General features: G+C 68.8%; 12 protein-coding genes and 1 pseudogene. 7 read left to right on the forward strand and 6 right to left on the reverse strand.

Features of this window, described 5'->3' with window-relative positions; all coding sequences use genetic code 11:
- Positions 1-72: 72 nt before the first annotated feature.
- Positions 73-510 (forward strand): MarR family winged helix-turn-helix transcriptional regulator, encoded by a 438-nt coding sequence (locus tag K7711_RS17665; RefSeq protein ID WP_222970524.1) that lies wholly within the window; start codon positions 73-75, stop codon positions 508-510.
- 96 nt (positions 511-606) lie between these two features.
- Here K7711_RS17665 and K7711_RS17670 read toward each other — a convergent pair whose 3' ends face one another.
- Both K7711_RS17670 and K7711_RS17675 read right to left on the reverse strand, forming a co-directional pair.
- Positions 607-1,635, reverse strand: coding sequence for an S-adenosylmethionine:tRNA ribosyltransferase-isomerase (locus K7711_RS17670; RefSeq protein ID WP_222970525.1), 1,029 nt, complete (start codon positions 1,633-1,635; stop codon positions 607-609).
- A gap of 62 nt (positions 1,636-1,697) precedes the next feature.
- On the reverse strand, positions 1,698-2,387 hold the full coding sequence (locus K7711_RS17675; protein ID WP_222970526.1) for an SDR family NAD(P)-dependent oxidoreductase: 690 nt from the start codon (positions 2,385-2,387) through the stop codon (positions 1,698-1,700).
- 167 nt (positions 2,388-2,554) lie between these two features.
- Between K7711_RS17675 and K7711_RS17680 the strand changes: the two genes are divergently transcribed.
- On the forward strand, positions 2,555-3,352 hold the full coding sequence (locus K7711_RS17680; protein WP_222970527.1) for a VOC family protein: 798 nt from the start codon (positions 2,555-2,557) through the stop codon (positions 3,350-3,352).
- Between the two features lie 37 nt (positions 3,353-3,389).
- On the opposite strand, the gene K7711_RS17685 is transcribed toward K7711_RS17680, so the two are convergent.
- The 3 genes from K7711_RS17685 to K7711_RS17695 form a co-directional block, all read right to left on the reverse strand.
- Positions 3,390-4,025, reverse strand: a complete 636-nt coding sequence (locus K7711_RS17685; RefSeq protein ID WP_308014803.1) for a DinB family protein — start codon at positions 4,023-4,025, stop codon at positions 3,390-3,392.
- 117 nt (positions 4,026-4,142) lie between these two features.
- The gene (locus K7711_RS17690) at positions 4,143-5,684 is read right to left on the reverse strand and encodes a glycerol-3-phosphate dehydrogenase/oxidase (protein WP_222970528.1); all 1,542 of its coding nucleotides are present in this window, start codon (positions 5,682-5,684) and stop codon (positions 4,143-4,145) included.
- A gap of 1 nt (position 5,685) precedes the next feature.
- Positions 5,686-6,306, reverse strand: coding sequence for a TetR/AcrR family transcriptional regulator (locus tag K7711_RS17695; protein WP_222970529.1), 621 nt, complete (start codon positions 6,304-6,306; stop codon positions 5,686-5,688).
- Positions 6,307-6,458: 152 nt separating this feature from the next.
- Here K7711_RS17695 and K7711_RS17700 point away from each other — a divergent pair, with 152 nt between their 5' ends.
- Together K7711_RS17700 and K7711_RS17705 are read left to right on the forward strand one after the other, a co-directional pair.
- Entirely contained in the window at positions 6,459-8,036 is a 1,578-nt protein-coding gene (locus K7711_RS17700) for an FAD-binding oxidoreductase (RefSeq protein WP_222970878.1), read from the forward strand.
- Positions 8,033-9,016 carry a diacylglycerol kinase family protein gene (locus tag K7711_RS17705; RefSeq protein ID WP_308014804.1) on the forward strand — a complete coding sequence of 328 codons (984 nt, stop codon included), beginning with the start codon at positions 8,033-8,035 and terminating at the stop codon, positions 9,014-9,016. Before K7711_RS17700 ends, K7711_RS17705 begins: the two co-directional genes overlap by 4 nt.
- Positions 9,017-9,026: 10 nt before the next feature.
- On the opposite strand, the gene K7711_RS17710 is transcribed toward K7711_RS17705, so the two are convergent.
- Entirely contained in the window at positions 9,027-9,398 is a 372-nt protein-coding gene (locus tag K7711_RS17710) for a hypothetical protein (RefSeq protein WP_222970530.1), read from the reverse strand.
- A 439-nt stretch (positions 9,399-9,837) separates the two neighbouring features.
- On the opposite strand from K7711_RS17710, the pseudogene K7711_RS17715 reads away from it, so the two are divergent.
- From K7711_RS17715 to K7711_RS17725, 3 genes and pseudogenes are all read left to right on the forward strand, one after another.
- Positions 9,838-12,516, forward strand: a pseudogene (locus tag K7711_RS17715) (valine--tRNA ligase); the annotation flags it as partial.
- 170 nt (positions 12,517-12,686) lie between these two features.
- Positions 12,687-14,060: a bifunctional tetrahydrofolate synthase/dihydrofolate synthase gene (gene folC, locus K7711_RS17720; protein ID WP_222970880.1), complete on the forward strand. Its 1,374-nt coding sequence runs from the start codon at positions 12,687-12,689 to the stop codon at positions 14,058-14,060.
- Positions 14,057-14,446 carry a DUF4233 domain-containing protein gene (locus tag K7711_RS17725; protein WP_222970532.1) on the forward strand — a complete coding sequence of 130 codons (390 nt, stop codon included), beginning with the start codon at positions 14,057-14,059 and terminating at the stop codon, positions 14,444-14,446. The genes folC and K7711_RS17725 overlap by 4 nt, the downstream gene beginning before the upstream one ends.
- Positions 14,447-14,559 lie beyond the last annotated feature (113 nt).

Consider the following 14,559-nt stretch of genomic DNA (forward strand, 5'->3'; position numbering starts at 1 on the left):
TATGTTTGAAGTCCTCAAGTATTTAAGGCTTCAAATATATTCGTTGTCAATCGCGCCGGTAGGATCGCCGCTATGAGTCAGGCCACAGAACCGAGTCCCCTTGCGTTACTGATCGGACGGTTCGTCTCGGCCTACCTGCAGGACTTCCTGACCGCCGCAGAGGAACACGGCCTGACCCTCACCCAGGCCAAACTCCTGCTGGCACTCAACGAACCCCCCGCCGAACTGCCCATGCGCGAACTGGCCGGACGCCTGGCCTGCGACCCGTCCAATCTGACCGGCGTCGCGGACCGCATGGAGTCCCGCGGTCTGGTCCTGCGCACGGTGAACCCCGCCGACCGCCGGGTGAAATATCTGGCCGCCACCGACCAGGGCCGCGCCCTGGCCGCGCAGATCCGCGGTTCGCAGGTGCGGGCCTATCGGGCGCTCGCCGAGCTGACGCCGGAGGAGGAAGGACTGCTCGAGGGCATGCTCGAGCGTCTGGTGCCGAAACTCGAAGCGGCGGAGTAAGACCGAATTCGCTCGTGCGGTCACTGCGCGCTGGGACCGGCAGGCGTCCCGAACTCCTCGATCTGGATCGGTAGTGCGGACGAGTGCGAATACGGCTCAGCGATCGGCGAACAGCAGGGCGGTGTCGCCGAATTCGTGCCAGAGGTAGCCGGTTTCGAGTGCTGTGCGGTATGCGGTGTCGACGCGTTCCGATCCGGCGACCGCCTCGAGGAGCTGGAGGTGGGAGGCGCCGGGTTCGTGCCATCCGGTGATGAGGGCGTCGACCGTACGGGCGGGGCGGTCCGCGCCGAGAATCAGATCCGTCCATCCGGCGGCCGGGCGGACCAGGCCGGAGGGGGTGGCAGCGGACTCCAGGGCGCGGGTGACGGTCGTGCCGACTGCGATCACACGACCGCCCGTGGCGTGGGCCGAATTCACCAGGCGGGCAGTGGTTTCGGAGACGCGGTAACGTTCCGGGCTCGGCGGTTCGCCGGTTTCGGGGGAGGAGACGCCGGTGTGCAGGGTGATCGGCGCCAGCGTGATTCCGGCCGTCACCAGGTCGGTGACCAGGGTGTCGGTGAATGGTCTTGCGGCGCTGGGCATCTCGGCGCTGCCTGGTTCACGGCCGAACACCGTGCGGTAGAACTCCGGCGACCATCGTTGCGTCACATAGGAATAGGTGATCGGGCGACCGTGGCGGGCCAGCAGATCGGTGACCTCGGTGTCGACCTCGGCGATCCAGAGGCGTCGGGCGGGCGGTAGCCAGGGGGCGCGCAGGGTTGCCGAGGCGCCTGGAAGTTCCACGTGGGCACCGGATTCCGGCTCGGCTGCGGTGAACGGAGTGCCCTCGGGGGTGCGGAGTTCGACCGCCCAGCCGCCGTGATCCAGTCGCGCGGCGAAATGCAGGACTGCGGGGACGCCCCGATACCGTGCGTCGACCGCCGCGGCCAGTGTCGACGAATTGTTCACCACGACAAGGTCTCCCGGTCGCAGGAACTGCGGCAGTTCCCGGAACCTGGCATGGGTGATGCCCGTGCTGCCGGACACCAGCAGGCGGACCTCGTCGCGGGCGAGTCCGCGTGCCTCCGCGGGAGCGGTCGCCGCGCGGTCGGCGGGAAGGACGAATTCGCGTGGGACGGCTGTCATGGCTGCCTCCGATGTTCGGCCGGAATCGGCGGGTGTGGCCCGGTCCCGAGTGGTAGATGGGGTCAGTGCGCGACGGACAGTTCCGCGGCGGTGTATCGGCCGCTGGGCGGCCGGGTGTCGATCAGCCGCAGCAGCGCCGGGACGACGGTCTGCGGTTCGGGGCGATCGGAGATGTCCTCACCCGGAAATGCGGCCTGGTGCATGGCGCTGCGCATATCGCCGGGATCGAAGCTGTAGACGCGCAGTCGCGGGTTCTCGGCGGCGAAGACGGCGGTCAGCTGGTCCAGGGCCGCCTTGGACGCGCCGTAACCACCCCAGCCCTCGTACGGCACGACCGCGGCGTCGGAACTGATATCGATCACCGCGCCGTCGCAGGCGCGCAGTGTCGGCAGTGCCAGTTGCAGGACCGCCAGCGGTGCGACGACATTGGTCTGGAGCACCGCGCCGAATGCGTCGAGTGGAAGATCCGCGAGGTGCGGCAGCGGGCTCGGGCCCAGAGCACTGGCATTGTTGAGCGCCAGATCGAGCCGATCGCGCTCGGCGAGTACCGCGGCCAGCCGGGCGCGATGCGCCGGGTCGGCCACATCGCCCGGCACGGCCGTCGCGCCGGTCGCCCGGCGCACCTGCTCCAGTGGTTCGGCCCGGCGGGCGGTGATGATCAGATCCCAGCCGCGTTCGGCCAGGGCCAAGGCCGTCGCGCGGCCGAGTCCAGCCGATGCGCCGGTGATGAGGGCTGTGGATGTTTCGGACATGACCCCATCGTGAAACCTGAAGCGAACTTCAGGTCAAGGAGAGGATTTCCGCCTACAGTGAACTCTGCCCGATATGTGGCCGGCCGGTGCGACGCGCGGCCGATGAAAATGTTGTCGCGGTGCCGTCTCAACAATGCGAAGTCCCCAACGTCTTCCCAGGAGCCACCATGACCTACACCTTCAAACCCGGAGATCCCTGCTGGGTCGAGCTGTTCACCTCCGATCCGGAGCGTTCCATCGCCTTCTACGGCGAACTACTCGGCTGGACCGCCGAACAGGCCGGGCCCGAATACGGCGGATACATCACCTTCAGCAAAGACGGCGAACCCGTCGCGGGCGGTATGCGCAACGACGGCTCCTCCGGCGGGCCGGATCAGTGGACGATCTATCTGGCCAGCACCGACGCCGAGGCGACCACCGCGGCCGCGACCGCCAACGGCGGTCGGGTGGTGGTACCCCCGATGCAGGTCGGCGAACTCGGCACGATGGCCGTTCTCGGTGACCCCAGCGGCGCCGGGATCGGCGTGTGGCAGCCGGGCGGGCATCCGGGATTCGGTGCGCTCGGTGAGGTCAGCGGCGGTCGGTGGAGCGAGCACGTGGGCAACCCGTCCTGGTTCGAACTGCACACTCCCGCCTACGACCAGGCGCTGAAGTTCTACCGCGAGGTATTCGGCTGGCAGGACCCGTTCACCGTCTCCGACATCCCGGAATTCCGTTACACCACAATCCATTCGACCAGCCCGATGCTGGGCGGCGTGATGGACTCCGCGGCCTTCCTGCCAGACGGGTCCCCGGGTGGCTGGCGGGTCTACTTCGGCGTCGAGGATGTCGACGCGTCGGTGAAAACCCTGGTGTCCCTGGGCGGTTCGGTGGAACGCGAACCCGAGAACTCCCCGTACGGGCGGATGGCCGCCGTGATCGATCCGGGCGGCGTGCGATTCAGCCTGGGCGGCAACAACTCCTGAACTCCGACGCCGGGCGTCACCGCGACGTCCGGCGCCACTACAGGCCCACCGCACCATCGATTCGCTCGCGCAGCAGATCGGCATGGCCGTTGTGGCGCGCGTACTCCTCGATCATGTGCGCCAGCACCCAGCGCAGCGACACCTTGCCGAGCCCGGGGTCCTCGCCGGTCAGTCCCAGATCGGATGCGGCTGTGGTGAAGCGGTCGGCGAAGGCGACCTCGGCCCGCCACGCGCCCCAGGCGGCGGTGATCGATCCGGGATCGGTGTTCGCCCCGTCGAAATCGTCATCGGGGCGTTCCGCGGAGGTGAACAGCGGCGGGGCCTTCTCACCGGCGAGCACCCGGCGGAACCAGTGCCGCTCGATATCGGCCAGATGCCGTACCAGTCCCAGTAAGGACAGGGTGGACGGCGCGACCGACCGACGGGCCAGTTCGCTGCCCAGACCCGCGCACTTCAGTTCCAGCGTGGCGCGCTGACCGCCCAGTATCTCGGTCAGGACGCTGCGTTCGTCACCGGTGGTGTGGAGGCGGGTGCGCGGATCGTGTTCGGGGGCAACGAACATCTCGGCCCGTCGGGTATCGGTCGGCGTCTGCCGGGTATCGGCCACACCCGCCTCCTTCGCATTGTTCCAGCTGCCCGCACCGGCAAACCTGGGGCTCGACCGATCGGGCACGATCGGGACGATATCGCGTGTGGCGGTTCATCGGAACGTTCGGCGGCACATCGCTCTCAGCGTACGGAGGAAAACGCCGCCGCGCCGGACAGCAGCCGCGCCGCTATCGGCGGCGGATCATCGGAACATCTGCGCCGCGGCGGGCGCCGCGGCCGCGCGGTCCGCGGCGACCAGGCCGATCCGGGTGCGGCGATCGAGCAGATCGTCCGCGTCGAGTGCGCCCTCGTGGCTGATCGAATACGCGAATTCGGCGCGCAGCACATCGATTCCGGGAGCCACGGGTGTGGCGAGGTCCGGATCGTCCTGCGCCAGAGCGAGGATCGCGGTCGCCTGGCTGCCGTAGCGTTCGATCAGCGTCGGCGGCGCGTCCAGACGATCGCGTGCCGCGCCGGATACCGCACCGGTGAGGGGGATTCGCCGGGTCCGGCACGGGCCCGCGGTCAGGCCCGCGTGGGCGACCGCGGCGTCGACGGTGTCCTGCGCCATCTTGCGATAGGTGGTGAGTTTGCCGCCGACTATCGTGATCGGGCCGCCGGGGGAGTGCAGGACCGCGTGTTCGCGGGAGATGTCGGCGGTGCTGCCCTCGGCGGTGCGCAGCAGCGGGCGCAGCCCCGCGAACCGGCCGCGGATATCGCTGCGGTGCAACGGCTCCCGCAGGACCGTGTTGACGGTGTCGAGCAGGAAGTCGATCTCGGCGTCGGTAGGTTCGGGTTCGTCGGGCACCGGACCGGGCGCGTCCTCGTCGGTCAGGCCCAGATACACCCGGCCGTGCGCGGCCGGGAACGCGAAGACGAAACGGCTGGTGCTGCCCGGAATCGGCACCGTGAGCGAGGCGGTGAGCCCGCCGAAAGCGGCCGCGTCGAATACCAGGTGGGCGCCGCGACTGGGCCGCAGCTCGATGGAGGGATCCAGCCGATCCGCCCACACGCCGGTGGCATTGATCACCGAACGCGCTCGGACGGTGAGGGTTTCACCGGACAGCGCATCGTGCAGCACTGCGGAATCGCCGCTCACCTGCTCGGCCCGGACCCGGGTGAGCACGCTCGCCCCGTATGCCGCCGCGGTGCGCGCGAGGGTCACCACCAGGCGCGCGTCGTCGACCAGTTGGCCGTCCCAGGCCAGCAGTCCGCCGCGTAATCCGGCGCGGCGCACCGTGGGAGCCAGCCGCAACGCCTCGGCGGCAGCGGCCCGGCGCGAGCGCGGCAGTACCGAGGCCGGAGTTCCGGCGCTGCGCCGCAATACGTCTCCGGCGGCGAATCCCGCGCGCACCAGCATCCGCTGTGCCGCACCGATATCCGGCAGCAACGGCACGAGCTGGGGAATCGGCCGGGTCAGATGAGGTGCGGTCGAGGTGAGCAGGATATGCCGTTCCACGGCGCTCTCGTGTGCGATCCCGACTCCGCCACTGGCCAGATACCGCAGCCCGCCGTGCACCAGCTTGGAACTCCACCGGCTCGTGCCGAAGGCCAGATCACGCGCCTCCACCAGAACCGTGCGCAGTCCCCGGGAGGCGGCGTCCAATGCCACCCCGGTGCCGGTGACCCCGCCGCCGATCACCAGCACATCGACGACTCCACCGTCGCCCAGCTCCCGCAACTCCCGTTCCCGGCGTGCGGAATTCAGCGCGGAGTCTCCGAGAGCTCTTGCGCTCGAGTTCATCTCACCACTCCACATCTCGGCGGTCGTCGGGCACGAGGTAGCCGTCGAGGGCGCGGGACAGTTCCGCGTCCAGCCGGGATTCGGACAGGATGTGACCGACCATTCCGGCGGATTGGACCGCGGACTGGGACATCAGCAGGACCATGGTGGCCAGTTCGTCCGGATCGCCGGGACGCACCGAGCCGTCCCGCTGGCCCTCCCGGATCAGGGCGGCGAACAGCAGGATCAGCTCACGCTGGTTGCGACCGAGGCGGCCGAAGACGTAGGTCAGCATCAGATCGGTGTCGGTGCGGAATATCTTGGCGAACAACGGATTCGCGCGAACGGTCGACGCCCCGGACACGACGCCGTCGACCAGGCGAGTCCGTGCCGGGCCGCTGCCGGGCATGGTGCGCCCGACGATCTTGCGCAGTTCCCGCACCAGCAGTTCGGCGAGCAGTGAGCCGGTATCGGGCCAGCGGCGATAGACCGTGGGACGGCTCACGCCGGCGCGGCGGGCCACCTCGGTCAGTGTGGTGCGGCGCACTCCGAACTCCTCCACGCAGGCGCGGGCGGCGTCCAGGATCGCCAGGTCGATTTCGGACGGTTCGTCGCCGGTGCCGGCGACGTCGATTGTCTGCATCGGATCACTTGTCGGGTCGGGCGCGGGCGTCGACGGTCCGCGCGTCGGCTGATTACTGCTTGACATTCTATGTAAGACTGTAACGCATGGTCGATGAACGGCAGAGCGGGTCTTCTGTGGCAATGCCGGGCGAGTTGTCCTCCCGCCCGAGTATGGTGTGGGACGCCTGGGGCATTCCGTCCGGACATGCGCCGCTCCCGGAGAAGATCCGGACCTTGCTGGTGCAGGTGTTCGGAGTGTCCGGTGAGTCGATGGCGCGTCGCGATGAGGGCAATGTGCCATTGCGTGCCTCGGCCCTGTCGCAGGCGCACCTCACAGGGTTGTCCGCGGTGGTCGGCCCGGAGCACGTCCGCACCGACCACCGCGCCCGCTTGTTGCGCGCCGGTGGCAAGAGCACCCCGGATCTGCTGCGCCGTCGTTCCGCCGATCCACAGGACGCACCCGATGCGGTCGTCTTCCCGGCGGATCACGACGAGGTCCTGGGCGTTCTGAGCTACTGCGCCGAGCGTGGTGTCGCGGTGGTGCCCTTCGGTGGCGGCACGAGCGTCGTCGGCGGCGTGGATCCCGCCCGCGACGGCTTCGAAGCCGTTGTCGCCCTGGATCTTCGGCGGCTGTCCGCGATGACGGCGCTGGACGAGGTCAGCCACACCGCGACGCTCGGAGCCGGACTGACCGGACCGCAGGCCGAGGCGCTGCTCTCGGCGCGCGGCTTCTCCCTCGGGCACTTTCCGCAGAGTTTCGAATTCGCCAGTATCGGCGGTTTCGCCGCGACCCGCTCGAGCGGGCAGGCATCGGCCGGATACGGCCGCTTCGATGACATGATCCAGCATCTGCGGGTCGCGACTCCGCGCGGCACACTGGATCTCGGCCGCGCTCCGGCCTCGGCCGCGGGACCCGATCTGCGCGAGCTGTTCTCGGGTTCGGAGGGCGCGCTCGGCGTGATCACCGAGGTCACCCTGCGGGTGCATCCGGTCCCGGAAACCGTTGCGTATCAAGCCTGGTCGTTTCCGGATTTCGCGACCGGCGCGGCGGCACTGCGCAGCGTGATCCAGACCGGGGCCGCCCCGACCGTGCTGCGACTGTCCGATGAGGCCGAGACCGGCCTGAATCTGGCCCGCGCGGGCGATATCGGCGGCGCGCCGGTGACCGGATGTCTCGCGGTGACCACGTTCGAGGGCACCGCGGCCCATGTCGAGGCACGCGGCGCCGAGGCGCGTGCGCTGCTCGCCGCGGCCGGTGGGACCGCGTTGGGTGAACAACCCGCGCGGGAGTGGGAGCACGGCCGTTTCGCCGCGCCCTACCTGCGCGATGCGCTGCTGGACACCGGAATTCTCTGCGAAACCCTGGAGACCGCGACGAACTGGTCCGACCTCGCCGAACTCAAGGCGAAGGTGACCGCGGCGCTGGCCGACTCGCTGGGCGGCCAGGGCACCCCGCCGCTGGTCATGTGCCATATCTCGCACACCTACCCGACCGGCGCCTCGCTGTACTTCACGATCATCGCCAAACAGCTCGACGATCCGATCACCCAGTGGCACACCGCCAAACGAGCGGTCGGCGACGCCATCGCCGCCGCCGGGGGAACCATCACCCACCACCACGCCGTCGGCCGGGACCACCGGCCCTGGATGTCCGGAGAGATCGGCGACCTGGGCGTGCAGGTGTTGCGCGCGGTCAAGCAGACGGTCGACCCCGCCGGAATCCTCAATCCCGGAAAGCTGATCCCGTGAACGGATCCACCGGGGTGGGTTCGGTCCTGATGGTGACCAATCCGTTGTCGGGTCATGGCAAGGGGCAGGCAGCGGGCGCCGTGGCTGCGGCGCGGCTGCGGGCGCGCGGTGTGACGGTGACCGAGGTGTGCGGTGCCAGTGCCGCGGAATCGGTTCGCCTGGTTCGGGATCGGCTCACCGGCGATGCCGCGCCCGATGTGGTGGTCTGCGCGGGCGGTGACGGACTGGTGTGCATCACGCTGCAGGCGCTGGCCGGGACCGGTGTGCCGCTGGGCCTGGTGCCGGGCGGCACCGGTAACGACCTGGCTCGCGAACTCGGTGTGCCACAGGACGATCCGATCTCCGCGGCCGACATCGTGCTGGGCGGAACGGTGCGCACCATCGATCTCGGCGCGGCGGAAGCCGCGGCTCCCGAGGCCGGTTCATCCGAATCCGGCACGGCGGGAATCGGATTCGGCATTCCCGGACCGATCAGGTTCGCGACCGTGGCCGGTACCGGATTCGACGCCCGGGTCACCCTGCGCGCCAATCTGATGGGTTTTCCGAGGGGACGGCTGCGCTACACCTTCGCCGCCGTGCGGGAACTGGCCGGGCGGCTGGCCGTCCCCTACCGTCTCGAATTATCAGGCGTACCAGGGCAATCGGTGAACTCGGTGGTCGAGACCGAGGCGGTGATGGTCGCGGTGGGCAATACCCGCACCTACGGGGGCGGCATGCTGATCTGCCCCGACGCGATGGTCGACGACGGGCTGCTCGAGGTGACCGTGGTCGGCGCGATGTCCCGTCGGGACATGGTGCGCCTGCTTCCGGCGCTGTCCGCGGGAAAGCGCATCGACCATCCGGCGCTGAGCCAATATCGCGCGGCCGCCGTCGAACTGCGGGCGCCGGGCGCGCCGGTGACCGCGGACGGTGAACCGGTCGGCATGCTGCCGACGACCTTCCGCGCCTTACCGGGCGCCCTGCCGGTACTGGTTCCCTGACCGGGTTCGGCTACCAGATCTGCACCACGGCCAGTTCCGGTCCCGGCTGCAGAACCAGCGCGACGCGGCCGTCGGGCCTGCCCGCGGCCTCGGTGACGATGCCGGGCAGATCGGACCGGACGTGGTCGCCGGTCCTGGGCAGTTGCGAACCGCGTCCGATGCCGACGGCGATGGCGTCGGGCGGCAGGGCCTGATCGATCAGCGCGGGGATCGGACCGTTGGCGAACGTCTGCGTCTCGCCGTGGTTCAGCTCCACCCCGACTCCGCCGGTCCGCGGCACGGTGAACGGAACGACCGCCGCGGCCGATCCGGCGCCGACGCATCCAGCGGTGATACCCGCCGCGGTGGCCACGGTGGCCATGACAACAGTCCGAGCACGCATGAGAATCCTCTTTCGTGAGTGATCGGCGGTCCGATCACGGCGCGAGCGAATTTCCGGAGCAGGACAGGCAGATCTGCACTGTTCGACCCAAGTAGGCCGGATCGCGGGCCGGGCGGCAACTCGAGCGGTGCGCGGCGCGGCCCGGGTGCGTGGATACCTGAGGTGCGCCTGAGGGGCAATCCTGCACGAACACAAAGGATTCGGCGCCGAACCTGAGAATTCGATATGGAAATGGGAATACGGCGTGAATCGGCGGTAACCTGAGTCTGTGGGCGGGGTTTTCGGTGTCCCTCATCCGCCGAAACCCCCGCCCTCTCGGGTATCCACACCCCCGTTCGGCACGCGGGCGTGATCGCTGCGGAGCCGCCTGCGAGCCGATGCGGTACTACTCTGCCGGGGCCGTCGTCCGGGCCTGGACCCAACTCCTTAGAATCACACGGTGACCAGCACAGCCTCTGAGAACTCACGAAATCGTGCCGATGCCCTCCCCAAGAGCTGGAATCCCGGCGATGTGGAGTCGGACCTGTACGAGGGCTGGGTAGCCGCTGGTTACTTCGCCGCCGACGCGAAGAGTCCGAAGGCGCCCTACTCGATCGTGCTGCCGCCGCCCAACGTCACCGGCAATCTGCACATGGGCCACGCCTTCGACCACACCATCATGGATCTGCTCACCCGCCGCAAGCGCATGCAGGGCTACGAGGTGCTGTGGCTGCCGGGTATGGACCACGCCGGTATCGCCACTCAGTCCGTGGTGGAGAAGCAGCTCTCGCGGGACGGCAAGACCAAGGAGGACTTCGGCCGCGAACTGTTCGTCGACAAGGTCTGGGATTGGAAGCGCGAGTCCGGTGGTGCGATCCAGGGCCAGATGCGCCGCCTCGGCGTCGGCGTGGACTGGGCGCGGGACCGCTTCACCATGGACGAGGGTCTGTCCCGCGCGGTGCAGACCATCTTCAAGCGCCTGTTCGATGCGGGCCTGATCTACCGCGCCGAGCGCCTGGTGAACTGGTCGCCCGTCCTGGAGACCGCGATCTCCGACGTCGAGGTCAAATACGAGGACGTCGAGGGTGAGCTGGTCTCCCTGCGCTACGGCTCGCTGAAGGACGACGAGCCGCACATCATCGTGGCGACCACCCGGGTGGAGACCATGCTCGGCGACACCGCCGTCGCGGTGCATCCCGAGGACGCCCGGTACGCGAGCCTGATCGGCACGACGATCTACCACCCGATCACCGGACGGCAGATCCCGGTCGTCGCCGACGACTACGTCGATCCCGAATTCGGCTCCGGCGCAGTGAAGATCACCCCGGCGCACGATCCGAACGACTTCGAGCTCGGCATGCGGCACAACCTCCCGATGCCGACCATCATGGACAAGACCGGCAAGATCGCCGATACCGGAACCGAATTCGACGGTATGGACCGGTTCGAGGCGCGGGTGAAGATCCGCGAGCGGCTGTCCGACGAGGGCCGCATCGTCGCGGAGAAGCGGCCGTACGTGCACAGCGTCGGGCATTCCGAACGTTCCGGCGAGCCCATCGAACCCCGGCTGTCCATGCAGTGGTGGGTGAAGGTGGAATCCCTCGCCAAGGCCGCGGGCGACGCGGTTCGCAACGGGGACACCGTGATTCATCCCGCCAGCCAGGAACCGCGCTGGTTCGACTGGGTGGACGACATGCACGACTGGTGCATCTCGCGTCAGCTGTGGTGGGGGCACCGCATCCCGATCTGGTACGGCCCCGAGGGCGAGGTCGTCTGCGTGGGCCCGGACGAGCAGTCTCCCGAGGGCTACGTCCAGGATCCGGACGTGCTGGACACCTGGTTCTCCTCGGGTCTGTGGCCGTTCTCCACGATGGGCTGGCCCGACGCCACCCCGGAGCTCGAGAAGTTCTATCCGACAAGCGTTCTCGTCACCGGTTACGACATCCTGTTCTTCTGGGTGGCCCGGATGATGATGTTCGGCACGTTCGTCGCCGACGATCCGGTCATCACCGCCGGTAAACCGACCGATTCGGTGCAGGTGCCGTTCCGGGACGTGTTCCTGCACGGCCTGATCCGCGACGAATTCGGCCGCAAGTACTCCAAGTCCAAGGGCATCGGCGTGGACCCGCTGCTGTGGATCGTCGAATACGGCGCGGACGCAACGCGTTTCACCCTCGCGCGCGGTGCGCAGCCGGGCAGTGACCTGTCGGTCGGCCCGCCGCACGTGACCGCCTCGCGCAGTTTCGTCACCAAGCTGTTCAACGCCACCAAGTTCGCGCTGATGAACGGTGCGGCCCCGGGCGAGATCACCGATCGCGCCGCCCTCACCGATGCCGATCGGTGGATCCTGGATCGCCTGGAACAGGTTCGCGCGGAAGTGGATTCGGCGTTCGACCGATACGAGATCGGCAAGGCATGCGAGGCGCTGTACCACTTCGCGTGGGACGAGCTGTGTGACTGGTATCTGGAACTGGCCAAGGTCCAGTTCGCCGAATCGGACGAGCGCGCCGCGAGCACCCGCACGGTGCTGGGCGCCGTGCTGGATTCGGTGCTGCGCCTGCTGCATCCGGTCATCCCGTTCGTCACCGAATCGCTGTGGCAGGCGCTGACCGGCGGTGCGGAGGGTGCGTCCATCGTGGTCGCGTCCTGGCCGCAGTCCTCGGGCGTCGCCGCCGACGAGGCGGCCGCGTCCCGCGTCGCGGACGCACAGCGCCTGATCACCGAGATCCGCCGTTTCCGCAGCGATCAGGGCCTGACCGACAAGCAGAAGGTGGCCGCCGCACTGATCGGCATCGAGGACGCCGAGCTGACCGGGCTGTCGGTCCAGATCGGGAATCTGGCCCGGCTCACCGAGCCCGGCGACGATTTCAGCGCGACCGCCTCGGTGCAGGTGCGACTGTCCGGGGCGACGGTCACCGTCGAACTCGACACCTCCGGCACGGTCGACCTGGACGCCGAGCGTCGTCGTCTGGAGAAGGATCTCGGTGCGGCGCAGAAGGATCTGACCAGCACCACGGCCAAACTCGGCAACGAGGCGTTCCTGGCCAAGGCCCCCGACGAGGTGGTCGCCAAGATCCGCACCCGCCGGGAGGTCGCCGAATCCGAGGTCGCCCGCATCGGCGCGCGGCTCGAGGAGATCGCACGCACGGCGGGAGTGGCAGGCCCGGAGGCGGCAGCTCGCGTAACCACGCAGGGCCCCGCGGACGCCGCATCGGATACGGCGGCGACCAAGTGAACTCCGAGCCGGAATTCCAGCAGGGGTCGTCCGAGCGGCTGCACTCCGGGCCGTCCCCGGTGGATCTGGCGGAGATGGCGCTGGTCGAGGCCGAACTCGACAAGCGTTGGGGAGAGACCAAACTCGAACCGTCGCTGACCCGGATCGTCACGTTGCTCGATCTGCTCGGCTCCCCGCAGGGCGCGTACCCGGCCATCCAGGTGGCCGGGACGAACGGCAAGACCTCGGTCACCCGCATGATCGATGCGCTGCTGACCGCGCTGCACCGCCGCACCGGCCGGATCACCAGTCCGCACCTGCAACTGGCCACCGAGCGCATCGCCATCGACAACGAGCCGATCAGCCCGGCGAAATATGTCGAGATCTATCGGGAGATCCAGCCGTACATCGAGATGATCGACCAGCAGTCCGAGGCCGCGGGCGGGCCGAAGCTGAGCAAGTTCGAGGTGCTGGTGGCGATGTCCTATGCGGCGTTCGCCGAGGCGCCGATCGACGTCGCGGTGGTCGAGACCGGGATGGGCGGCACCTGGGACGCCACCAACGTGGTGGACGGCCAGGTCGCGGTGATCACGCCGATCGGCCTGGATCACATGGACTATCTGGGTCCGGATCTGACCTCGATCGCCGGGGAGAAGGCCGGGATCATCAAGAAGGCTCCCGAGGATCCGCTGGCCCCGCGCGAGACCGTGGCCATCATCGCCGAACAGGATCCCGAGGCGATGGACGTGCTGCTGCGCCGCACGGTGCAGGCCGATGCCGCGGTCGCGCGCGAGGGTGCGGAATTCCGGCTGCTGTCGCGCCGGACCGCGGTCGGCGGGCAGGTGCTCGAGCTGCAGGGCCTGGGCGGGGTGTACGACGAGATCTTCCTGCCCCTGCACGGCGAGCATCAGGCACACAATGCCGTGGTCGCGCTGGCAGCGGTGGAGGCGTTCTTCGGTGCGGGCGCGGATCGGCAGCTGGACATCGACGCCGTGCGCGCCGGGTTCGCGAACGCGATCAGTCCGGGGCGGATGGAGCGCATGCGCAACGCGCCCACGATCTTCCTGGACGCCGCGCACAACCCGCACGGCGCGCAGGCCCTCGCGGCGACCCTGACCGACGAGTTCGACTTCCGTAAACTGGTCGGTGTGGTCGCGGTGCTCGGCGACAAGGACGCCGCGGGTATTCTGTCCGCGCTCGAGCCGGTGCTGGACGAGGTCGTGGTGACCACGAACGGTTCACCGCGCGCCCTGCCGGTCGACGATCTGGCCGATATCGCGGTACAGCGGTTCGGGGACGAGCGGGTGGTCACCGCGGCGACGCTCGCCGATGCGGTGGAGACCGCCATCGCCATCGCGGAGGAGGCGGGCGAGTCCGGGGAGCCGGTTTCCGGTGCGGGGATCGTCATCACCGGATCGGTCGTCACCGCGGGGGCCGCGCGTTCGCTGTTCGGAAAGGATCCCGCATGAGTGAGAATCCGGTGCCACCCCCGGCGACCGATCCGTGGAAGGGTTTCCGCGGTGTGATGGCCGGCGCGCTGGTCCTCGAGGCCATCACCGTACTGCTGGCGCTGCCGGTGGTCGCCTCGGTCGGCGGCGGGTTGAGTTGGTGGTCGATCACCTATCTGGTCGGCCTGGCCGTCCTGATGTTCCTCGGCGCCGGACTGCAGCGGCGTTCCTGGGCCATGCAGTTCAACATCGCCATGCAGGTGCTGCTCCTGCTCGGCACGTTCGTCCACTTGTCGATCGGCATCATCGGCGTGGTGTTCGTCGCGGTCTGGGCGTTCATCCTGGTCCTGCGCTCCGATGTCAAGAAGCGAATGGACCGCGGCCTGCTCCCCAGCCAGCGAGCCTGAGTTGTATTTTCGGCCGGCCCTGATCCGACGCAGTCCCTAGGACAACGCCCCCCGTCCCGGTCACCTGCCCTCCCAACGCAATTCGCACGGAGCGAGCCTTCGAGCGAGGAGTT

The sequence above is a fragment of the Nocardia coffeae genome (genome assembly GCF_019890715.1).
Lineage (GTDB): Bacteria > Actinomycetota > Actinomycetes > Mycobacteriales > Mycobacteriaceae > Nocardia > Nocardia jiangxiensis.